This window comes from Streptomyces sp. NPDC056128 (genome assembly GCF_042263835.1).
In the GTDB taxonomy this organism is placed as follows: Bacteria; Actinomycetota; Actinomycetes; order Streptomycetales; family Streptomycetaceae; genus Streptomyces.
Window position 1 is genome coordinate 67576 of record NZ_JBHJVQ010000017.1, and the last position, 19984, is coordinate 87559.

The 19984-nt window shown below is 73.1% G+C and carries 19 protein-coding genes and 1 pseudogene; 12 read left to right on the forward strand and 8 right to left on the reverse strand.

Annotation, left to right across the window (positions count from 1 at the left end):
• Window positions 1-47: 47 nt before the first annotated feature.
• Complete coding sequence (locus ACFC1X_RS26680) at window positions 48-1712, forward strand: serine/threonine-protein kinase (RefSeq protein WP_376357717.1); 1665 nt, start codon at window positions 48-50, stop codon at window positions 1710-1712.
• On the opposite strand, the gene ACFC1X_RS26685 is transcribed toward ACFC1X_RS26680, so the two are convergent.
• Window positions 1682-2488: an SGNH/GDSL hydrolase family protein gene (locus ACFC1X_RS26685; protein WP_376357720.1), complete on the reverse strand. Its 807-nt coding sequence runs from the start codon at window positions 2486-2488 to the stop codon at window positions 1682-1684. The genes ACFC1X_RS26680 and ACFC1X_RS26685 overlap by 31 nt on opposite strands.
• A 552-nt stretch (window positions 2489-3040) precedes the next feature.
• On the opposite strand from ACFC1X_RS26685, the gene ACFC1X_RS26690 reads away from it, so the two are divergent.
• The 5 genes from ACFC1X_RS26690 to ACFC1X_RS26710 all read left to right on the forward strand — a co-directional run bounded on the left by ACFC1X_RS26690 (window position 3041) and on the right by ACFC1X_RS26710 (window position 7830).
• Window positions 3041-3925, forward strand: coding sequence for a glycosyltransferase family 2 protein (locus ACFC1X_RS26690; protein ID WP_376357723.1), 885 nt, complete (start codon window positions 3041-3043; stop codon window positions 3923-3925).
• Entirely contained in the window at window positions 3922-4941 is a 1020-nt protein-coding gene (locus ACFC1X_RS26695) for a glycosyltransferase family 2 protein (RefSeq protein WP_376357726.1), read from the forward strand. Before ACFC1X_RS26690 ends, ACFC1X_RS26695 begins: the two co-directional genes overlap by 4 nt.
• Window positions 4934-5743, forward strand: coding sequence for a polysaccharide deacetylase family protein (locus ACFC1X_RS26700; protein ID WP_376357728.1), 810 nt, complete (start codon window positions 4934-4936; stop codon window positions 5741-5743). Before ACFC1X_RS26695 ends, ACFC1X_RS26700 begins: the two co-directional genes overlap by 8 nt.
• A 100-nt stretch (window positions 5744-5843) precedes the next feature.
• Entirely contained in the window at window positions 5844-6938 is a 1095-nt protein-coding gene (locus ACFC1X_RS26705; RefSeq protein ID WP_376357731.1) for a DUF5925 domain-containing protein, read from the forward strand.
• Between the two features lie 52 nt (window positions 6939-6990).
• Window positions 6991-7830, forward strand: coding sequence for a DUF72 domain-containing protein (locus tag ACFC1X_RS26710; RefSeq protein WP_376357733.1), 840 nt, complete (start codon window positions 6991-6993; stop codon window positions 7828-7830).
• Here ACFC1X_RS26710 and ACFC1X_RS26715 read toward each other — a convergent pair.
• Window positions 7818-8186: a GntR family transcriptional regulator gene (locus ACFC1X_RS26715; protein WP_376357736.1), complete on the reverse strand. Its 369-nt coding sequence runs from the start codon at window positions 8184-8186 to the stop codon at window positions 7818-7820. The genes ACFC1X_RS26710 and ACFC1X_RS26715 overlap by 13 nt on opposite strands.
• Window positions 8187-8257: 71 nt before the next feature.
• On the opposite strand from ACFC1X_RS26715, the gene ACFC1X_RS26720 reads away from it, so the two are divergent.
• Both ACFC1X_RS26720 and ACFC1X_RS26725 read left to right on the forward strand, forming a co-directional pair.
• Window positions 8258-9184: a GNAT family N-acetyltransferase gene (locus ACFC1X_RS26720; protein ID WP_376357738.1), complete on the forward strand. Its 927-nt coding sequence runs from the start codon at window positions 8258-8260 to the stop codon at window positions 9182-9184.
• A complete protein-coding gene (locus ACFC1X_RS26725) occupies window positions 9165-9665 on the forward strand; it encodes a DUF402 domain-containing protein (RefSeq protein ID WP_376357741.1) in 501 nt (166 codons plus the stop codon). Before ACFC1X_RS26720 ends, ACFC1X_RS26725 begins: the two co-directional genes overlap by 20 nt.
• A gap of 13 nt (window positions 9666-9678) precedes the next feature.
• Here the strand turns inward: ACFC1X_RS26725 and ACFC1X_RS26730 are convergent, their stop codons facing one another.
• Window positions 9679-10296, reverse strand: coding sequence for a class I SAM-dependent methyltransferase (locus tag ACFC1X_RS26730; protein WP_376357744.1), 618 nt, complete (start codon window positions 10294-10296; stop codon window positions 9679-9681).
• 151 nt (window positions 10297-10447) lie between these two features.
• Here ACFC1X_RS26730 and ACFC1X_RS26735 point away from each other — a divergent pair, with 151 nt between their 5' ends.
• Entirely contained in the window at window positions 10448-10582 is a 135-nt protein-coding gene (locus ACFC1X_RS26735; RefSeq protein ID WP_122617396.1) for a hypothetical protein, read from the forward strand.
• Window positions 10583-10613: 31 nt separating this feature from the next.
• On the opposite strand, the pseudogene ACFC1X_RS26740 reads toward ACFC1X_RS26735, so the two are convergent.
• Window positions 10614-10730, reverse strand: a pseudogene (locus tag ACFC1X_RS26740) (GNAT family N-acetyltransferase); the annotation flags it as partial.
• Window positions 10731-11000: 270 nt separating this feature from the next.
• On the opposite strand from ACFC1X_RS26740, the gene ACFC1X_RS26745 reads away from it, so the two are divergent.
• On the forward strand, window positions 11001-12062 hold the full coding sequence (locus ACFC1X_RS26745) for a lytic polysaccharide monooxygenase (protein ID WP_376357747.1): 1062 nt from the start codon (window positions 11001-11003) through the stop codon (window positions 12060-12062).
• Between the two features lie 68 nt (window positions 12063-12130).
• Here ACFC1X_RS26745 and ACFC1X_RS26750 read toward each other — a convergent pair whose 3' ends face one another.
• Window positions 12131-12997 (reverse strand): esterase/lipase family protein, encoded by an 867-nt coding sequence (locus tag ACFC1X_RS26750; protein WP_376357750.1) that lies wholly within the window; start codon window positions 12995-12997, stop codon window positions 12131-12133.
• A gap of 200 nt (window positions 12998-13197) precedes the next feature.
• The gene (locus tag ACFC1X_RS26755; RefSeq protein ID WP_376357752.1) at window positions 13198-13644 is read right to left on the reverse strand and encodes a MarR family winged helix-turn-helix transcriptional regulator; all 447 of its coding nucleotides are present in this window, start codon (window positions 13642-13644) and stop codon (window positions 13198-13200) included.
• 259 nt (window positions 13645-13903) lie between these two features.
• Between ACFC1X_RS26755 and ACFC1X_RS26760 the strand changes: the two genes are divergently transcribed.
• Complete coding sequence (locus tag ACFC1X_RS26760) at window positions 13904-14278, forward strand: cupin domain-containing protein (protein ID WP_376357755.1); 375 nt, start codon at window positions 13904-13906, stop codon at window positions 14276-14278.
• 14 nt (window positions 14279-14292) lie between these two features.
• Here the strand turns inward: ACFC1X_RS26760 and ACFC1X_RS26765 are convergent, their stop codons facing one another.
• Together ACFC1X_RS26765 and ACFC1X_RS26770 are read right to left on the reverse strand one after the other, a co-directional pair.
• Entirely contained in the window at window positions 14293-15264 is a 972-nt protein-coding gene (locus ACFC1X_RS26765; RefSeq protein ID WP_376357758.1) for a hypothetical protein, read from the reverse strand.
• The gene (locus ACFC1X_RS26770; protein WP_376357761.1) at window positions 15261-18740 is read right to left on the reverse strand and encodes a DNA polymerase III subunit alpha; all 3480 of its coding nucleotides are present in this window, start codon (window positions 18738-18740) and stop codon (window positions 15261-15263) included. Before ACFC1X_RS26770 ends, ACFC1X_RS26765 begins: the two co-directional genes overlap by 4 nt.
• Before the next feature lie 166 nt (window positions 18741-18906).
• Here ACFC1X_RS26770 and ACFC1X_RS26775 point away from each other — a divergent pair, with 166 nt between their 5' ends.
• Window positions 18907-19968, forward strand: coding sequence for a DUF3533 domain-containing protein (locus tag ACFC1X_RS26775; protein ID WP_376357763.1), 1062 nt, complete (start codon window positions 18907-18909; stop codon window positions 19966-19968).
• Window positions 19969-19984 lie beyond the last annotated feature (16 nt).

Consider the following 19984-nt stretch of genomic DNA (forward strand, 5'->3'; position numbering starts at 1 on the left):
GGCCCGTTCCCGGGACGTGTCCGCGCGAGACGTCTTAGGGGGCGCCGGTGTTCGAGGAACCCGGCGGTGAGCGCGTGATCGCCGGCCGCTACCGCCTCCTGTCCCCTCTCGGCGAGGGCGGCATGGGCACGGTGTGGCGCGCCCGCGACGAGGTGCTGAACCGCGAGGTCGCCGTCAAGGAGGTGCGCGCCCCCTCCGGGCTGCCGGAGAGCGACGTGCGGCGGATGTACGCCCGGCTGGAGCGCGAGGCGTGGGCCGCGGCCCGGGTCGCCCACCACAACGTCGTCACGGTGTACGACGTCGCCACCGACGGCGACCGGCCCTGGATCGTGATGGAGCTGGTCCGCGGGCTGTCCCTGGCCGACCTGCTGGACGCCGAGGGCCCGTTGGAGCCGGGGCGGGCCGCGCTGATCGGTGCCGAGGTGCTGGCCGCGCTGCGGGCCGCGCACGCGGCCGGGGTGCTGCACCGGGACGTGAAGCCGGCCAACGTGCTGCTGTCGAACGACGGCCGGGTGGTGCTCACCGACTTCGGGATCGCCAGGGTCGAGGGCAGCTCCGCGCTGACCATGACCGGCGAGGTCATCGGCTCGCCCGAGTTCCTCGCCCCGGAGCGGGCGCTGGGCCGCACCCCCGGTCCCGAGTCCGACCTGTGGTCGCTGGGCGTGCTGCTGTACGCGGCGGTCGAGGGTGCCTCGCCGTTCCGCCAGGACACTCCGCTGAGCACCCTGCGCGCGATTGTCGACGAGGAGTTGCCGCCGCCGTACCGGGCGGGCGCGCTCGCGCCCGTCATCGAGGGGCTGCTGCGCAAGGACCCGGCCGAGCGGCTCCCGGCGGAACGCGCCGAGCGGGAGCTGCGGCTCGTGGGCGCCGGGGGCACCCCTGCGTCGGAGCGAGGCGCGTACGGCGCGGCGCCGACGGACGGGTACGCCACGACCGTCGCGGGTCGTCATGACGCGGAGGCCGCTCCGACTCCCCCGCTGCCGGGACCGGCGACGACGGCGGGCACGACCGGGACGGGCCCGCCCGCGCACCGGGACCGGCGCGCGCGTGCCGTACTGATCGCCGGAGTGGCCGTGCTCGCGCTGGCGGCGGCCGGGCTGACGTACGGGCTGCTGAACCGCTCGGACGGCGGTGACGGGACGGAGGGCTCGGGGGGCGGCCGGGGCCCTTCGGCGAGTGCCACGACGACGGGACCGGGCGAGAGTGCCGAGCCGAGTCCGTCGAAGTCGTCGGAGTCGGAGTCGGAGTCGGAGGACGACGGTTCGGAGAGCGGTACGCCCCCGCAGTCGGTGAAGGTGTCCGTGGCGGGCTCGCACCCCGACTACTCGGGCACCTGTCCCCCGCCGCGCGACCGGGCGCCCGCCTTCACGGCGACGTTCACGGTGGGGCGGCTGCCCGCGGAGGTCGGCTACCGCTGGGTCACGGACGACGGTTCGGTCTCCGACCCGGGGTGGCGGACGCTGTCCTTCCCCGCGGACGGCGACCGCTCGGACGAGGACACCGTCGTGGTGACGACGCGTGAGGACAGCGGCGCGTTCGAGGGCGCCGTGCGGGTGGAGGTGCGGTCCCCGGTGCGGGTCACGTCGAACGCGGTGGCGTTCTCCGTGACCTGCGAGACCGGGACGGAGACGGAGACCCCGACGGACGGGGCCTCCCCCTCCTCTTCCGCTTCCGCTTCGGGTCAGGCGGCGCCGTTGAGGACCGGCAGGTAGCCGCCGGACTGACCGGCCGCGGTCGGGTGGTACGACTCGCCGATGTTCAGCCAGTTGACGCTGTGCAGCCACGAGGCGCCGGAGCACAGCTCGTGACCGGTGAAGGTGGTGCGGACGTCGCCGAAGGTGAAGCCGTGGTCGGCGGCCCGCTTGGCGATGGCGGTGTTGAGGTGGTCGGAGGCGTCGTTGATCGCCTTCCGCTTGGTCTCGGAGAGGCCGATGCAGGAGGTGCCGAGCTTGTAGAAGCGCGGGTAGCCGATGACGACGACGTCGGCGTTCGGAGCCTTGGCGCTGATCGCCGAGTAGACGCTGTCGAGGCTGCCGGGCAGCGTCGAGTCGACGTACGCCTTCGCGGTGGCGATCCGCGAGAGGCAGGCGCTGTCGGACTGGAGCACACAGGTCGTCATGACGTCGGCGAAGCCCGCGTCGTTGCCGCCGACGCTGATCGAGACGAGGCCGGTGGCCGTGGAGAGCGGGCCGAGTTGTCCGGAGAGAACTTCACTCGTTCGGGCGCCGGAACAGGCCGTGAAGTCGAAGGTCGTGGGGGAGTTGGCGGCCGCCCAGAGGTACGGGTGGGCCTTCGTGCTGCGCTTGCAGTCGCCGCTGGAGCTGATGTAGCTGCCCGCTCCGACCCCGGAGGAGTAGGAGTCGCCGAGGGCCACATAGCCCCCGGCCGCGGTGGGTTGGGCCGCCTGGGCGGTCGCGGCCCCGGTGAGGGCGGCGCCGGCGGCGAGGAGGACGGAACTCAGGAAGCCGACAAGTCGGAGACGTCTCATGGAACCTCCTTTAGCAGGATCTCTGCCGTAACCGTCGTAACAGTGACGCGCGTTGACCGGGAGTGTCCATGCCAAGAAATGGCTGACAGTCATTCAAAATCGGACGAAAGTCAGTGGGAACGTCAGTGCGCCCTTGACGCTCCGAGCCGGGCTGGGCCAGATTGAGGCGCGAAGAACAGATGACGGCAAAACAACAAAAACGTGAGACCTGCGTCCAGGTCTTGCCATACGGTTTCAACCGTCAATACCGTCATACATCTCCCGCATCGGTACGTCGGCAAGCGGCTCAGGGGAGGGCTCGAGGCCGCGGCGCACCGGGGCGGGATGCGCGGTAGGGGGGTGCCGTGCTCGGTGACCGCATCGGTGACCGGGCCGTGCCGCGCGGTCGGCTGCCGTTTTTCTCGCGGTGCCGACAAGCTTTGCCAGCTCATCTGGCACGCACGGAGTAGCACTTCGTCGCGCGCTGTTGGGCGAGAACCCCCCTTTCGAACCGGATACAGAGCCGGACCGCCCCTGGGGCGGGCGGTCCGCCGGACGAGAGGGACCAGACTCATGAGCTCAGTTCTGCAGCCGGCTTCGACGGGCAATGATCCGTCGGCCGACCCGACACCCGCCGGCACGTACCGGCCCGTCTCCTCGCACCTGGCGATAGCACCGCCGGTGAGCGTGGTCATACCCGCCATGAACGAGGCGGAGAACCTTCCCTACGTCTTCAAGACACTGCCCGACTGGGTCCACGAGGTCGTCCTCGTGGACGGCAACTCCACCGACAACACCATCGAGGTCGCCCGGGAGCTGTGGCCGGACGTCAAGGTCGTCGAGCAGCGCGGCAAGGGCAAGGGGGACGCGCTGATCACCGGCTTCAAGGCGTGCACCGGGGACATCATCGTGATGGTCGACGCCGACGGCTCGGCCGACGGCCAGGAGATCGTCTCCTACGTCTCCGCGCTCGTCTCCGGCGCCGACTTCGCCAAGGGCTCCCGCTTCGCCAACGGCGGCGGCACCGACGACATGACCTTCATCCGCAAGCTCGGCAACCGCGCCCTGTGCGCGGTGGTCAACCGGAAGTTCGGCGCCCGCTACACCGACCTCTGCTACGGCTACAACGCGTTCTGGCGGCACTGCCTGGACAAGATCGACCTTGACTGCACCGGCTTCGAGGTGGAGACCCTGATGAACATCAGGGTGGTCAAGGCCGGCCTGAAGGTCCAGGAGATTCCCAGCCACGAGTACCTGCGCATCCACGGCGTCAGCAACCTGCGCGCGGTGCGGGACGGGTTGCGGGTGCTGAGAGTCATCCTCGACGAGCGCTCCAACCGGCGTGCGCTGCGCGGCCGTACGCGCTCGGCGACGCTCGGCCCGGTCGGTTCCGTCACCGCCGTCGCGCCGGTGACCCCGGTCAGCCCGGTGGCACCCGCCCGCGGGAAGGCGTCTTGAGCGGTAGCCGCGCCTCGCTCACGGTCTCCGTGGTGATCTGCGTCTACACCGAGGACCGCTGGGAGGACATCCTCGCGGCGGTCGACTCGGTGCGGGCGCAGTCCCACCCGGCCCGGGAGACGCTGCTGGTCGTCGACCACAACGAGGCGCTCCGGGACCGGCTGCTCAAGGAGTACGAGGAGTACACGGAACGGAGGGAGGTGCGGGTGCTCGCCAACGCGGGCCCCCGCGGCCTGTCCGCCGGCCGCAACACCGGCATCGCCGCCTCGCGCGGGGAGGTGATCGCCTTCCTCGACGACGACGCCGTGGCCGAACGCGACTGGCTGCGGCACTTCGCCGAGGGGTACGCCGACCCGGCGGTCGTCGCCGTCGGCGGGCGCACTGTGCCGATCTGGGCGTCGGGGCGCCGGCCCGTCTGGTTCCCCGAGGAGTTCGACTGGGTGGTGGGCTGCACGTACCGCGGCCTGCCGCCCGGCCGGGTCCGGGTGCGCAACGTGCTGGGCGGCAACGCCTCCTTCCGGCGCGAGGCGTTCGACGCGGCGGGCGGCTTCGCCACCGGCATCGGACGGGACGGCGACAAGCGCCCGCTGGGCTGCGAGGAGACCGAGCTGTGCATCCGGCTCTCCCGCGCCCGGCCCGACGCCGTCCTGCTGATCGACGACCGGGCGGTGATCCACCACCGGGTGCCCGCGGCCCGCGAGCACTTCGGCTACTTCCGCACCCGCGCCTACGCCGAGGGCCTGTCCAAGGCCCTGGTGGCACGCAGCGTCGGCGCGGACAAGGGCCTGGAGTCCGAACGCCGGTACGCCACCCGGGTACTGCCGGCCGGGGTGGCGCGGGGGCTGCGCGACGCCGTGCTGGCCCGGCCGGGCGGCGCGGGCCGGGCGGGCGCGATCGTCGCCGGGGTGCTCACGGCGGCGGGAGGTTACGTGGTGGGGAGCCTGCGGGCCCGCCGGGGCGGGGCCACGTTCTCGGTGGCGCCGCTCGCTCCCGCCGAGGGGGGCGCGCATGGCTGAGGAGGCAGACGCGCGCGTGCCGGTGCTCATGTACCACGCGGTCGCCGCCGAACCGAACGACGCCACCCGCGCCCTGTCGGTGACCCCGGAGGCCTTCGCGGAGCAGATGGCGGCGATCGCCGACCGGGGCCTGACCCCGATCGGCACGGCGGAACTGGCCGCCGCCTGGCGCTCGGGGCGTCCGCTGCCGAGGCGGCCCGTCCTGATCACCTTCGACGACGGCTACGAGGGCGTGCACCGGCACGCCCTGCCCGCCCTGGCCAAGCACGGATTCCCGGCCACCCTGTTCGTCTCGACCGGCTGGCTGCGCGGCCCGTACGACACCGGGGGCGCCCTGGACACCATGCTCGACTGGGACCAGGTCCGCGAACTGGCCGCGACCGGCGTGGAGATCGGGGGGCACAGCCACACGCATCCGCAGCTGGACCAGCTCGGCGAGGAGCGGCTGCGGTTCGAGCTGATCCACTGCAAGGAGATCGTCGCCGACCAACTGGGCACCGTACCGGACTCGTTCGCCTACCCGTACGGGTACTCGGACCGCCGGGTGCGGCGCGCGGTGCGGGAGACCGGGTACGCGCAGGCGCTCGCCGTCGGCAACGGCCTGGCCCGCCGCGCCCAGGGGCCGTACGCCCTGCGGCGGGTCACCGTGCGCCGCCGCACGGGGCTCGACGAGTTCGCCCGGCTGGTCGAGGGCCGCGCGATCGCCCGGACCTTCGCCGGGGACCGCGTCCTCACCAAGGGGTACGCCGTGCTCCGCAGGACCCGGCAGGCGGGGAGGCGGGTGCTGGGGGCCGGTGCCTGAACCGCCGGCCGCCCGCACCGCCGGCCGCCGCGTGCCGTCCGCACCGCGTGTGCCCGGGAAACCGGGTGCACGCGGCGGCCGGGTGCCGGATCATGGCGGCATGTCCGTGAACCCGCACGACGCCCTGCCGATCCGGCTCAACGTCGACGACAGCGACTCCCCGTCCGACGTCGTCGACGCGCTGTTCCTCGGCCGCTTCGCGACGGGCGAGCAGCCGTACTCGCACGCGGCGAACATCGACCGCGTACGGTCCGCCGCCACGCTGCTGCCGGACGGCGCGCGGGTGCTGCGGACCGCCCGCGACGACGACCGCAGCGCGACGCTGGCGGAGGGCGACGGCTGGACGCTGCTCGTCTCGCGGTGGAACCGGGGCGCCGACGTCACGGTGACGGCGACCAGCGCCGAACTGGCGGAGAAGGTGCTCGGCGAGGCGACGGACGGCGCCGCGGACGAGCCCGAACCGCAGCCGGAGAACGTCACGATGGGCTTCTGGTACGTCTCCCCGCGCCGTGGCCCGCACCGCACCACCCGGCAGATCTCCGCGGGCACCTGGGAGGAAGTCCGCGCCAACTACACGGCGCCGGTCGCGGACGCGATGGACAGCCTGATGAAGACGACCCCGGAGGACATCGCGGGCCGCCTGCTGCTCCTGCACGGGCCGCCCGGCACCGGCAAGACCTCGGCGCTGCGCACGCTCGCCCGGTCCTGGCGGGACTGGTGCCAGGTGGACTGCGTCCTCGACCCCGAGCGGCTCTTCTCCGACGTCGGCTATCTGATGGACATCGCCATCGGCGAGGAGGACGCGGCGGGCAAGGGCCGCTGGCGGCTGCTGCTCCTGGAGGACTGCGACGAACTGATCCGCGGCGAGGCCAAGCACACCGCGGGGCAGGCGCTCTCGCGGCTGCTGAACCTCACGGACGGTCTCCTGGGCCAGGGCCGCAACGTCCTCGTCGGCGTCACGACCAACGAGGACCTCGAACGCCTCCACCCCGCCGTAGTCCGCCCCGGCCGCTGCCTGGCCCGCATCGAGGTCGGCCCGCTGACCCGCCGGGAGGCGGTCGGCTGGCTCGGCACCGAGGAGGGGGTGGGCCGCGAGGGTGCCACCCTGGCGGAGCTGTACGCGCTGCGCCGGGGCACCTCGCCCACCGCGCTGCCGGAGCCGCGGGCGGGTTCGGAGGCCGGGCTCTACCTGTAGCCGCTATAGCTGCTAGAGCTGCTAGAGCTGCTAGAGCTGCTTTGATGGGGGTATGCCCCTATTCGTCGGCACGTCGGGCTGGCAGTACCGGGACTGGCGGGAGGCCTTCTACCCGCCCGGTCTGCCCGTCCGGCTCTGGCTGGAGCGGTATACGGACGCCTTCCCGACGGTCGAGATCAACAACGCCTTCTACCGGCTGCCGGCGCGCGAGACGTTCGAGGCGTGGCGGGAACGGGTGCCGCCGGACTTCGTGGTCGCGGTCAAGGCGAGCCGCTACCTGACGCACATCAAACGACTGCGTGACCCGGCGGAGCCGGTCGACCGCCTGATGACCCACGCGGCGGGCCTGGGCGACCGTCTCGGCCCGGTCCTGCTCCAGCTCCCGCCGACCCTGCGTGCCGACCCGGCCCTCCTGGACACCTGCCTCGCCTGCTTCCCGCCCGGCACGCGGGTCGCGGTGGAACCCCGGCACGACTCCTGGTGGACGCCCGAGGTCCGCGAGGTCCTGACGTCCCGGGGCGCGGCCCTGTGCTGGGCGGACGTCCGGGCCCGCCCGGTCACCCCGCTGTGGCGCACCACGGACTGGGGCTACGTCCGCTTCCACGAGGGCCGGGCCACCCCGTGGCCCCACTACGGCCACCGCTCCCTGTCGACATGGCTCGACCGCATCACCACGACCTGGCCCCCCGACCAGGACGTCTACACATACTTCAACAACGACCCGAACGCGGCGGCGGTAAGGGACGCACAGCTTTTCGCAAGGCTGCTCCAAACGCGCCCCTCAGGGGCGCGGGGCTGTGTCGATCAGCGGCTCCGCCGCGGGGCGCGACAAGCCACGACGCACCCGCAGACAAGACCGGACCGTAGCCAAAACGGCGCTCACCCCCCGTAAGCCGCCCGCAGGGCATCCCGCACGGCAGCCATCCCCTCGGCCTCCGTCACCCCAAGCCTCCGCGCCCGCGCCGCATACTCCTGCGCCGCAGACGCGACCTCCCGCTCCGCCGCAGAGCCCGCCGCAGCGACGAACGTCCCATTGCGCCCCCGCGTCTCGATCACCCCGTCCCCCTCCAGCGCCCGGTACGCCTTGGCGACGGTGTTCGCGGCGAGCCCGAGGGACTCGGCCAGTCCGCGTACGGTCGGCAGCCGGTAGCCGACCGGCAGGGCGCCCGAGCGGGCCTGGTCGGAGATCTGCGCGCGCACCTGCTCGTAGGGCGGCGCGCCGTCGTCGATGTGGATCTTCAAGGTCACGGGGTGATTGTCCCGTATCCCCGCGAAAATAAGAGGCACCCGACGGCCCACCCGCCGTAGCGTGCGCCCACATGACCGTTCTTGTGCGCGACCTGCGCAGCGATGATCCGGCCGACGTCGCGGCCTTCGCCCATGTCCGCCATCTCGCGGTGCCGTTCATCCTGTGGACGCCGGAGGCCATCGTCCACCGGCTCGTCCACACCCACCCGGACGCCCGGAGCCGCTCCCTGGTCGCGGAAGAGGACGGGGAGGTGATCGGCACGGCGCAGATCGGGCTGGTCCACGACAGCCCGGAGCCCGGCCAGGCGTTCCTCAACATCTACGTCCACCCCGAGAGGTTCCGGCACGGGGCCGGCGGGCTGCTGGTGCGCACGGCCGAGGAGTACCTGGCCGGCGAGGGCGCGACGAAGCTGTACTCCTGGGTGCTGGACGGGCCCGCCAACCTGGCCTTCGCCGAGCGGCACGGCTACGAGCGGCGGCGCGCCGCGCACTTCCTCCGGCTGGACCTGGCGGGCGCCGCGCTCCCGCCCCGGTGGACCCCTCCCCCGGGCGTCGAACTGCGCACCGCCGCCGACTTCGCGGACGACCCCCGCCCGATGTTCGAGCTGGACGCGGAGACGGTGGCGGACGAACCGAGCGACGTCGACGTCGAGTTCACGGACTACGAGGCGTGGCTCGCGGACACCTGGCGCAACCCGCTGCTGAACCGCGAACTGACGACGGTCGCGGTCGTCGACGGGCGTCCCGCCGCCTTCAGCGTCGCCTACACCGACGGCACCCGGTACGCGACCGCGATGACGGGCACGGTCCGCGCCCAGCGCGGCCGGGGCCTGGCCAAGCTCACCAAGACCGACTCCCTGCACCGGGCCCGCGCCGCCGGCTGCACGGTGGCCTTCACGGGCAACGACGCCGACAACGGCCCGATGCTCGCCATCAACAAGTGGCTCGGGTACGAGGTCTGCGCGACGGAGGTGCGCCATGTCCGCGAACTCGGCTGAGCCGCCTGCCCGGGTGGACGTCGTCCTGGTCAAGGCGGGCCGTACGAAAATCCGGTACGCGAGTGAGCTGCTGCACGACGACGGCACCCGCCTCGCCGTCCGCGCGCCCTGGGCCGGTGACGGCGTCCGCGACTTCGGCTTCGTGCGCTTCGAGGCCGGCGACGTCTTCACCGAGTACTACTGGCGCGACCGCTGGTACTCGGTGAAGGAGGTCCGCACGGCCGCCGGAGCACTGAAGGGCTGGTACTGCGACATCACCCGCCCCGCCGTCCTGACCGGCACGGAGCTGGTCGTCGAGGACCTCGACCTGGACCTGTGGCGCTCCGCCGACGGCACGGACGTACGACGCCTGGACGAGGACGAGTTCGCCGAGAGCGGCCTGCCGGAACGCGACCCGGAGGCGGCAGCGGCGGCCATGGCCGCACTGGACGAACTGGAACACCTGGCCCGCGGAAACGACTTCACGGACCTGCTGGCCTAGCCCGGGGCGCGCCTCATTCGGGCAACGCGACCACCGCGTACCGCTCGTCCGTCACCTCCCGCCCCCACAGCGCGGGGTCGTCCGACAGCCGCTCCAGGCGCACGTGCCCGGCGAGCGGGGCGAGGAGGGCGGTGAGCAGGTCCGCGGGTATGCCGACCGGGGCGACGGTCCCCCACACGCCCTCGACCAGGACCAGCCGGCCCCCGGGGCGCAGCAGGTGCCGCCAGCGGCTCAGGGCCCGGCCGGGGTCGGGCAGGGTCCACAGGACGTGCCGGACCAGTACCGCGTCGAAGCGCTGCTCGCCCACGGGCGGTGCCGCGGCGTCACCCTCGAGGAACACCGCGTCACGACCGGCGAGTTTGGCCCGGGCGAGCTTCACCATGGCCGGGGACTGATCGACGCCGGTGACGCGGTGTCCCTGCTCCGCCGCGAGGAGCGACAGGCTGCCGGTGCCGCAGCCCAGGTCGAGGAGGTCGCCGGGCCGTGCGGGCAGCCAGGACGCCAACCGGGCGGCCCAGGCCCGGCGTACGTCCGGGTCGCGCAGCCCGTGGTCCGGCTCGTCGTCGAAGTCGGGGGCTTCCGCGTCCCAGTCGACACCCGATGTGGTCGTCTCGTCACCGTTCTCGTCCATGCACCCAGCGTGACACCCGCCACTGACAACGGAGTCGGGGCGGGGCAACGTGACAACCGCCACTGACAGGGATGCATCGATGAGTGAGTCTCGGGGAAAGGGTCTACCTCCGTGAGAACGCGGAACCCGGTGGATCCGTAAGGAGGCAGCCATGCGCCGTCTGACCGTGCAGAAGCCCCTGAAGAAGAGCGACGCCCGCCGAGTCCGCGAGGAGGTCGACGAGCGGCCCGCGGGGCGGCCGGAGGTGCGCAAGGACATCGCGCGGACCTGGTGGCCGGAGAGCTGACCGGGCGGGCGCGTCATGAGACGCAGACGTGTCAGGGCAGCCGCTTGCGGTAGTGGACGCGGTCGTAGGGCCCGTCCACTCGGCGTTCCACGAGCTCGTACCCGTACTTCGGATAGATCTCCTGGTTCTCCCACATCATTGCGCTCGATGTAGGGCCGGTAGGCGGCGTCGGTGACCGCCTTCACCGCGGGTACGTCGCCGGTGACCGCCTGTCGGACCTGTTCGTCTTCCATACCTCGAACGGTAGCTACCTCAGCTCAGCCTGAGCACTCCCTTAACGCGACCATAAGGATCTCCATCGCCCGTCTCCAGCAGGCGATTTCACGGTTTCTTGGGGCTAGTTTGCTGATCACCCCACGGGTTCCGGCCCACGTCCCCACGTCCCCACGTCCACCGTGACCGTCTCCAGGAGATCCCCATGCCCGCACCCTCCGCGTCCCGCAGGGCCGCCGCCGTCGCCGTCGCCGGGCTCGCCCCGCTCGCCCTGACCACGCTGGCCGCCGCGCCCGCGTCGGCGCACGGCTCGATGGGCGACCCGGTCAGCCGGGTGTCGCAGTGCCATGCCGAGGGCCCCGAGAACCCGAAGTCCGCCGCGTGCAAGGCCGCGGTCGCGGCCGGCGGCACGCAGGCCCTCTACGACTGGAACGGCATCCGCATCGGCAACGCCGCCGGGAAGCACCAGGAGCTGATCCCGGACGGCAAGCTGTGCAGCGCCAACGACCCCGCCTTCAAGGGCATGGACCTGGCGCGCGCGGACTGGCCCACGACCAGCGTGAGCAGCGGCTCGTACACCTTCAAGTACCGCGTGACGGCCCCGCACAAGGGCACGTTCAAGGTGTACATCACCAAGCCCGGCTACGACCCGGCGAAGCCGCTGGGCTGGGGCGACCTGGATCTGTCCGCCCCGGTCGCGACGGCCACCGACCCGGCCGCCTCGGGCGGCTTCTACACCTTCTCCGGCAAGCTGCCCGAGCGTTCCGGCAAGCACCTGCTGTACGCGGTGTGGCAGCGTTCGGACAGCCCGGAGGCGTTCTACTCCTGCTCCGACGTCTCGTTCGGCGGCGGCGGTGCCGCGGGCGAGGAGGCGGCGGCCGACGAGAGCGCGACCGGCGGGAGCACGGGCGGCGAGAGCGCCGCCGGTACCGCACCGGCGCCCGAGGCCTCCGCGCCCACCGACGAACAGCTCGCCGCCGCGGCCGACAAGTCGACGATCGAGCACCGGGGCCACGGCGACCAGGACGCCGAGACCACCACCGACCCCACGGACCCGGCCGCCGCCCCGGCCACCGAGGCCGCCGCGGAGCCCAACCAGGTCAAGGCCGCCGGCGGTGGCACCGAGAACCTCGCCGAGACCGGCGGGGACAGCAGCACGCCCTACATCGCCGTCGGCGGCGCCGCCGCCCTGGCCCTCGGCGCGGCCGCGCTGTTCGCCTCGGTCCGCCGCCGGGCGCTGACGACCGGTGGCCGGCACGGCCGCTGACCCGGGACGCGGGGTCCGTCCGGCGGCTCAGGCCGGACGGACCCCGCCCCGCGTTCCGGGCGCTCCGGTCAGCCGAGGACCGAGGCGCAGGTGGTGGGCCTGGCGCGGGCCGGGTCCAGGGCGTTGGCCACCTCGTGGAAGGCGATCCGGTCGAACAGCCCGATCGCCAGGTGCTCGGAGAGGTCGAGGGGGCACAGGTCCTGCAACAGGACGTTGCGCACCCCGGGACCGCTCAGGTACTGGCTGCGGTACGGCGTGACCACCTGGTCGTACCGGGTGGCAAGGACGGTGTAGCGGACGCCGGGCACGGTGTCGCCGCCCTCGTTGAGCTTGGTGAGGAAGTCGGAGCCGGCCACCTGGTCGGCGAGGGCGGGGGTGTTCTCGTCGAGCAGGTCCCCGACGCCGGGGAAGTACGGCAGCAGCCTGGTGAGGCCCAGGAGAGTGGTGCCGTGGTTGCTGGGCGCGATCCCGACCAGGGCGTTCACCTCGGCCGCTCCGCCGAGGAACTTCAGGTAGTAGCGGGGCATCATGCCGCCCTGCGAGTGGCCGACGATGTCGGTCTCCGCGGCGCCGGTCGCGGCGAGCACCCTGTCGACGTAGGCGTCCAGTTGCTCCGCCGACTTCTCGACCGGACCGAGGCCGTGGAAGAACGGGACGCCGGGCAGTTGGCCGTAGTCGAGGGAGAAGACGCAGTAGCCGCGGTTCTTCAGGTAGGGCGCGAGGCCGAGCCAGTTGTCGACGGAGTTCCCGAAGGTGCCGTGGACCAGGACGACGGGGCGGGGATGGGCGGCGGAGGGCTTGCAGCCGAAGTCGTTCCAGCCGGCGCTGGGGCGGGCGTCGGCGGCGTGGGCGGCGGTGGCGGCGGGGAAGAGGGCGACCGCGGCGGTCAGCAGCAGCGCGGTCAGCGGTCTGAGCAATCGTCTCCAGGGCAGCATCAGGTGATCTCCTTGCGGCTCAAGGGCGGTGCGACAGGGAGGTGCGACGGCAGGACGCCCTGTGATCCGGATCACGGGATGCTGTTCACCCGTCAAGTTACGGGCGAGTAGTGCAAGTGTGAAGTTACGCGTCAGTAAAAACTTCCAGTGATAACCAGATTGCGGTGCACCGCAGGTGATAAAGGGTCACCAGGAGCGAGTTACCAGGCGGGCCGGACGGGCCCTCCCGGCGCGACGCGCAGCAGACGGTCCCGCAGGGCGCGGACCTCGTCCTCGCCGAGCACCTCGACCCACGCGCCCACGGCCTCCGCCGCCGCCTCCTCCGCGGCCCGCGTGCAGGCCCACCCCGTCTCGGTCAGCACCACCAGCCGGGCGCGCGCGTCGGCGGGGTGCGGCCGGCGTTCGGCGTACCCCTTGCGGACCAGCTCGTCGACGAGCTGGCTGGCGGCCTGCTTGGTCATCCCGAGGTGCGCGGCGAGGTCGGTGACCGTCGCGCCGTCCGGGGCGAGCCGGGTGAACGCGAAGCCGTGGGCGGGCCGCAGCCCTTCGAAGCCGCGAGCGGCGACTCCCTCGTGGATGCGCTGCGTGAGCCCGCCGGCCGCGGCGAGCAGGGCGGCGGAGAGCGCCATGGCGTCGGAGTTCTGCACGGGGGCATTGAAACACCCTTGACGTATTGGTCAAGCAGCTTGACCATAGAGGCGAGCAAAGTAGTCAAGCAGGTTGACCATTTCGGCTTCCGCCGGTGGGCGGCTGCGGGTGCGTCGTGGTTGCTCGCGCAGTTCCCCGCGCCCCTTGAGGGACGTCACCTCGACGCCGACAAGGGGCGCGGGGAACTGCGCGACCAGCCACCGACTGCCCGCAGCCGACAACGCACCTCAAGCCCCCCTCGCCCCTCAGGAGACCCCCATGCCCATCATCCGCTCGTCCGAAGCCGTCACCCACGAGATCCACGGCGCCCGTTTCGTCTCGTACGCCACCCCCCGCACCGGCAGCAGCCACCTGTGCGCCTGGCGGGGCGAGATCCCGGCGGGGACGCGGGCGCCCGCGCACACCGTCGACCGGGAGGAGATCCTCCACCTGCTCACCGGCGAACTGCTGATCACCCTCGACGGCCGCACCGAGCGCGTCGCGGCGGGCGACACCGTGATCATCAACCCGGGGGCGACCCTCGCCGTGGAGAATCCCACCGACCGGACGGCGACGACCTGGGTCACCACCTCGGTCGGCCTGACGGCCGAACTGGCCGACGGCACCCGGCTCACTCCGCCGTGGGCCAACTGACCCGCGAGGACGCCTCAAGCCACCGCCAAGGACCCCGGCATCACCGCCCGCGGCCCGAACTTCGCCCGCGCCCGGTCCGCGACCTCCTCGATCCGGCGGACCTTCTCGTCCACGGGGTCGAAGGTGAGCTGGTGGGAGGCCTGTTCGGCGGGGGCGAGGCCCTCGGCGCGCAGGACGACCGACCGGACCCGGGCGCGCTGGAGGCCGAGCGCCTCGTACATGCCGTACGCGGCCCGCGTCAGCGCCGCCGAGTGCGCGGTCGGCTCCTTCAGGGTGCGACTGCGGGTGGTGGCCGACCGGTCGGCGTAGCGCACGGTGAGGGTGAGGGTGCGGCACACCTTCTCCACGGCGCGCAGCCGGACGCCCAGTTCCTCGGCGGCCGAGAGCAGGGCGCGGCGGTGCCGGTCGGGGTCCAGCTCGTCGCGGTCGAAGGGGCGTTCGGCGGCCAGTGAGCGGGAGATCCCGTTGGGGACGACCCGGCCTCGGTCGATGCCGTTGGCCTTCTCGTGCAGCTCGCGGCCCGTCCGCGCGCCGAGCAGGCGCTGGAGCGTGGACAGGGGTGCGGCGGCGACCCGGCCGAGGGTGTCGAGGCCGTACTCGCACAGCGTGCGGGCGGTCGCGGTGCCGACGCCGGGCAGCGCGGCGACGGGCTTGCCGGCGAGGAACTCCCGTACCCCGCCCTCGGGTACCGCGCGGGTCAGCCCCGGCCGCGCGTCCCGCAGGGCCATGCGGGCCGGCATCGGGCCCGGCCCGGCGCCGATCAGGCAGTCGACGCCGTACAGCGCGAGGGCACGGACGCGGATCACCGCGGCCAGTTCCACGGCGTCGCGGCCGAAGTACCGCTCGGCGCCGCGCAGGTCGGCCAGCGCGCCGTCGGGTGGCAACGCCTCGACGACCGGCGTGAACTCCTCCAGGAGCCCCAGCAGCTGGGGCAGGGCCGCCTCGTACATCGGCGGCAGCTGGAAACGTACGCAGAGAATGGTCATCCCGCACTCCCCGGACTCTGGTGCCACAACTTCCTTCCCACCGCGGGCCCTTCGCCCGCGGGGCGCAGATCGGCCCAGGGGTGCATCTCGTACCCCGTGGACATGCGGATCCTCCGCTGCTCCCCGTCGCCGTCGGCCGCCTCGGGACCGGCGCCGGGGGCGGCTGCCAGCCGGGCCGCGACGCCCTCGAGGCCCTCCTCTCCCCGCACCTCCAGCAGGTCGGCGAGGTTCCAGGCGGCGGAGCCGACCACGCTGAGGCTGCGCGGGCCGCGCCGCTGCACCACCCCGCGCACCAGCAGCAGCCAGGAGTGGAAGACGGTGTGCGCGCAGGCGTCGTGGGAGTCGTCGAAGAAGGCGAGGTCGACCAGGCCGGTGCCGTCGTCGAGGGTGGAGAAGATGACCCGGCGCCCGGAGCGGATCGGCGGTGTCTGCGTGGCCGCCTTGGCGCCCGCGACCAGCACCGTCTCCCCGTGCCGGGCCTCGCGCAGCCGCTTGGCCGAGACCACGCCCAGCTCGCGCAGGAAGGTGCGGTGGTCGTCCATCAGGTTGCGCGAGGCGTCCATGGAGAGCACGCCCAGTTCGGCGCTGAGCTTCTCCTCGGAGGTGAGGTCGGGCAGTCCGGCGGAGGCGGTCTTGCGGCCGCCGGTGAGGGGGAGTTGGTCGCCGCGTCCGGCCCGGGCGCCGCGGTGCAGCTCGGTCAGGTGCAGTTGCAGGTCGCGGCGGTTGGCGCCGAACGCGTCCAGCGCGCCGACCTGGGCCAGCCGTCCGGCCAGCGGCCTGCTGGGGCGGGCCCGTTCCCAGAAGTCGAGCAGGGAGGCGTACGGCTGCCCCTCGGCGGCCCGTTCCGCCTCGGCCTCGCTGATGCCGTGCACGTCGGAGAGGGCGAGACGCAGGCCCCACACGGATGCGCCCCGCTTGTTCTCGGACACCAGTTCGATACGGTGTGCGACCCCGGACCTGTTCACGTCCAACGGCAGGATCGGCACCCCGCGCCGCCGCGCGTCCGCCAGCAGCAGCCGCTTGGGGTACATGCCGGGGTCGTGGGTGAGCAGGCCCGCGTAGAAGGCGGCCGGATGGTGGGCCTTCAGCCACGCCGACTGGTACGTCGGCACCGCGAAGGCGACCGCGTGCGCCTTACAGAAGCCGTACGAGCCGAAGGCCTCGATGATCTCCCAGGTGCGCTGAATCGTTTCCGCGTCGTACCCGTGCTCCGCCGCGTGCTGGGCGAACCACACCTTGATCCGCCCCTGCGACTCCGGGTCGGAGAGCCCGCGCCGCACCCGGTCCGCCTCGCCGCGTCCGCAGCCGGTCATGATGTCGACGATGTCGATGATCTGCTCGTGGAAGACGACGACCCCGTACGTCCCCTCCAGCGGCTCCGCCAGGTCCTCGTGCGGATAGCGCACCGGCGCCCGCCCGTGCCGGGCCTCGATGAACGGCCGCACCATGTCGGCGGCGACCGGACCGGGGCGGAAGAGCGAGATGTCGACCACGAGGTCGTGGAAGGTGGCCGGCTGGAGCCTGCCGACCAGGTCCCGCTGTCCCGGCGACTCGATCTGGAAGCAGCCCAGCGTCTCGGCGGAGCGGATCATCCGGTACGTCGCCGGGTCGCCCTCCGGTACCGCGTCCAGGTCGACCTCGGTGCCCGTCGCCCGCTTCACCTCGGCGACCGCGTGCGCCATCGCCGACTGCATCCGCACGCCGAGCACGTCCAGCTTGAGCAGCCCGAGGTCCTCGACGTCGTCCTTGTCGAACTGCGCCATCGGGAAGCCCTCGCCGCTGGTCGGCATCACCGGCGTACGGGAGAGGAGGGAGGCGTCGGACAGCAGGACGCCGCAGGGGTGCATGGCGATGCCGCGCGGGAGGGCGTCGAGGCCCTCGACCAGCTCCCAGAACGTGCCGTACCTCCCTCCCCCGTCCCGGCGGGACTCCTCCGCCAGCTCCCTCAGCTCGGGCAGCTCCTCCAGCGCGGCGCGGGCGTCGCGGGCGCGGATGTGCGGGAAGGACTTGGCGACGCGGTCGATCTCGGCCGGGTCCATGGACAGGGCGGCGCCGACGTCGCGGACGGCGTGGCGCACCCGGTACGTCTCCGGCATCGCGACCGTGGCGACCCGCTCGGTGCCGAACCGGCCGATGATCGCGCGGTAGACCTCCAGCCGGCGCGCGGACTCCACGTCGATGTCGATGTCGGGCAGCACCACCCGCTCCCTGGACAGGAACCGCTCCATCAGCAGCCCGTGTTCGACCGGGTCGGCGTGCGCGATGCCGAGGAGGTGGTTGACGAGCGAGCCCGCGCCGGAGCCGCGCGCGGCGACCCGGATGCCCATGTGCCGTACGTCGTCCACGACCTGGGCAACGGTGAGGAAGTACGAGGCGAAGCCGTGGTGGGCGATGATGTCCAGCTCGTGGTGCATCCGCTCCCAGTACTCCCGGTGGTCGCGCCGCCGGTCGTAGCCGCGCAGCACCATGCCGGCCACCGCCCGGGAGGCGAGCGCCCGCTGAGCGGTGCGGCGGCCGGCGCCCACGAGGTGGGGCTCGGGGAAGTGGACGGCGCCCATGCCGAGGTCGTCCTCGGGGTCGACCAGGCACTCGGCGGCCGTCGCCCGGGTCTGCTCCAGCAGCCGGTGGGCCGTGTCACGGCGGAAGCCCGCGGACTCGACGATCCGCTCGGCGGCGTGCCGCATGGCGGCGGCGTCCTTGAGCCACGCCTCACCGGAGTCCAGTTCCCCGGTGGCGTCGATCGGGACGAGGCGGCGGGCGGCGTCCAGGACGTCGGCGACCTGGCCCTGGCCGGGGTCGGCGTACCTGACGGCGTTGCTGAGCACCGGCCGGACGCCCTGCTCGGCGGCGAAGCCGACGGTACGGGCGGCCAGGCGCAGGGAGCCGGGGCCGGTCCCTTCGCGGCCGTGCCAGACGGCCTCCAGGCGCAGGGCGTCGCCGTAGACCTCCCGCCAGGGGGCGAGGAGCCTCGCCGCGCGGTCGGGGCGGCCGGCGGCGAGGGCGCGGCCGACGTCGGAGCCGGGGCCGAGCAGGACGGTCAGGCCGTCGGCGTGGTTGTCGGCCCAGGGCAGCAGCGGGGTCTCTTCGGCGGTGTGGGCGGCGGAGACGAGGCGGCACAGGTCGGCCCAGCCGCGGGCGCCGTCCCGGGCGAGGAAGGTGACCCGCGGGGCCGACTCGTCGACGAAGGCGCCGCCGCGCACGGGGACGCGGCGCCGGTCCCGGCGTACGGAGGTCTCCGTGCGGCCGGTCCCGGATTCGGGGGCGGCCACCGCCAGGTCCGCGCCGAACAGCGGGCGGACGCCGGCCTTCGCGCAGGCCTTGGCGAAGCGGACCGCGCCCGCGAGGGTGTCGCGGTCGGTGAGGGCGAGGGCGTCCATGCCCCGCTCCGAGGCGCGCTCGGCCAGCCGCTCCGGGTGGGAGGCGCCGTAGCGGGCGGAGAACCCGGAGACGGTGTGCAGATGCGTGAAACCCGGCACACGCACCTCCCGATCTCATGAACCCGACGCCCTGAGCCCTACGCTTATCGAACGTCTGTTCCCAACTACCTCACCCCCACCATAGACCAATTTTCGAATGTGTGTGCGACATCCGTTCGGCCCCGTCCCACCTGCGCAAACACCCTCAGGCCCGGACCGTGAGGACATGTCACACACACCGGGCGACCCCGGCACGCGAAGCAGCTCCTTCCTCTCCGAGGTGAAGGACGCCGTCACCCCGCGGGCCACCCTGCTCGTGCTCGGCGTGATCGCGCTCCAGCTGCTCTTCATCGCCTCCTACGTGGGTGCGCTGCACGACCCGAAGCCGAGGGACGTGCCCTTCGGGGTGGTCGCACCCCCGGCGGTCGCCGACCGGACGGTGCGCGCGCTGGAGGGGCTGCCCGGGTCGCCGCTGGACCCGCGGACGGTGGCCGACGCGGCGAGCGCCCGCAAGCAGATCGAGAACCGGGACATCGACGGCGCCCTGGTCGTCGAGGACTCCGGCCGCACCGACACCCTGCTGGTCGCCTCCGGCGGCGGCACCGTCCTCGCCACCACCCTGGAGGGGCTGGTCGCCGAGGTGGAGCGGAGCCAGGACCGCGCGGTGCGCACCGTCGACGTAGCCCCTGCCTCGGCCCAGGACTTCGACGGGCTGTCGTCGTTCTACCTGGTCGTGGGCTGGTGCGTCGGCGGCTATCTGTGCGCCTCGATCCTGGCGATCAGCACCGGCGCCCGGCCGGCCAACCCGCGCCGCGCGGGGATCCGGCTGATCGTGATGGCGCTGGTGTCGATCGCCGGCGGACTCGGCGGCGCGGTGATCGTCGGGCCGATCCTGGGCGCGCTGCCCGGCAGTGTGGTGGACCTGTGGGGGCTCGGCGCGCTGATCACCTTCGCGGTGGGCGCGGCCACGCTCGCCCTCCAGGGGGTCTTCGGGATCGTCGGGATCGGGCTGGCGATCCTGCTGGTGGTGGTCGCGGGCAACCCGAGCGCGGGCGGGGCCTTCCCGCTGCCGATGCTGCCCCCGTTCTGGCAGGCGATCGGACCGGCGCTGCCGCCCGGCGCGGGCACCTGGGCGGCGCGTTCGATCGCGTACTTCAAGGCGAACGACGTGACCGAGTCCCTGCTGGTGCTGTGGGCGTGGGCGGTCGCGGGGACGGTGATCGCGATGCTGGCGTCCGTACTGCGCCGCGAACGCCGGGAGCCGGAGCTGCCCACGCAGGCCGGCTGACCCACGGCCCTCGCAC

Bases quoted from the DNA above. Each gene is read 5' to 3' on its own strand.
- ACFC1X_RS26700 (WP_376357728.1), top strand. From the start codon at position 4,934: ATGGCTGAGGAGGCAGACGCGCGCGTGCCGGTGCTCATGTACCACGCG.
- ACFC1X_RS26760 (WP_376357755.1), top strand. From the start codon at position 13,904: ATGCCCATCATCCGCTCGTCCGAAGCCGTCACCCACGAGATCCACGGC.
- ACFC1X_RS26730 (WP_376357744.1), bottom strand. From the start codon at position 10,296: ATGGACGAGAACGGTGACGAGACGACCACATCGGGTGTCGACTGGGAC.
- ACFC1X_RS26725 (WP_376357741.1), top strand. From the start codon at position 9,165: ATGTCCGCGAACTCGGCTGAGCCGCCTGCCCGGGTGGACGTCGTCCTG.
- ACFC1X_RS26735 (WP_122617396.1), top strand. From the start codon at position 10,448: ATGCGCCGTCTGACCGTGCAGAAGCCCCTGAAGAAGAGCGACGCCCGC.
- ACFC1X_RS26750 (WP_376357750.1), bottom strand. From the start codon at position 12,997: ATGCTGCCCTGGAGACGATTGCTCAGACCGCTGACCGCGCTGCTGCTG.
- ACFC1X_RS26705 (WP_376357731.1), top strand. From the start codon at position 5,844: ATGTCCGTGAACCCGCACGACGCCCTGCCGATCCGGCTCAACGTCGAC.
- ACFC1X_RS26745 (WP_376357747.1), top strand. From the start codon at position 11,001: ATGCCCGCACCCTCCGCGTCCCGCAGGGCCGCCGCCGTCGCCGTCGCC.
- ACFC1X_RS26690 (WP_376357723.1), top strand. From the start codon at position 3,041: ATGAGCTCAGTTCTGCAGCCGGCTTCGACGGGCAATGATCCGTCGGCC.
- ACFC1X_RS26775 (WP_376357763.1), top strand. From the start codon at position 18,907: ATGTCACACACACCGGGCGACCCCGGCACGCGAAGCAGCTCCTTCCTC.
- ACFC1X_RS26765 (WP_376357758.1), bottom strand. From the start codon at position 15,264: ATGACCATTCTCTGCGTACGTTTCCAGCTGCCGCCGATGTACGAGGCG.
- ACFC1X_RS26720 (WP_376357738.1), top strand. From the start codon at position 8,258: ATGACCGTTCTTGTGCGCGACCTGCGCAGCGATGATCCGGCCGACGTC.
- ACFC1X_RS26685 (WP_376357720.1), bottom strand. From the start codon at position 2,488: ATGAGACGTCTCCGACTTGTCGGCTTCCTGAGTTCCGTCCTCCTCGCC.
- ACFC1X_RS26710 (WP_376357733.1), top strand. From the start codon at position 6,991: ATGCCCCTATTCGTCGGCACGTCGGGCTGGCAGTACCGGGACTGGCGG.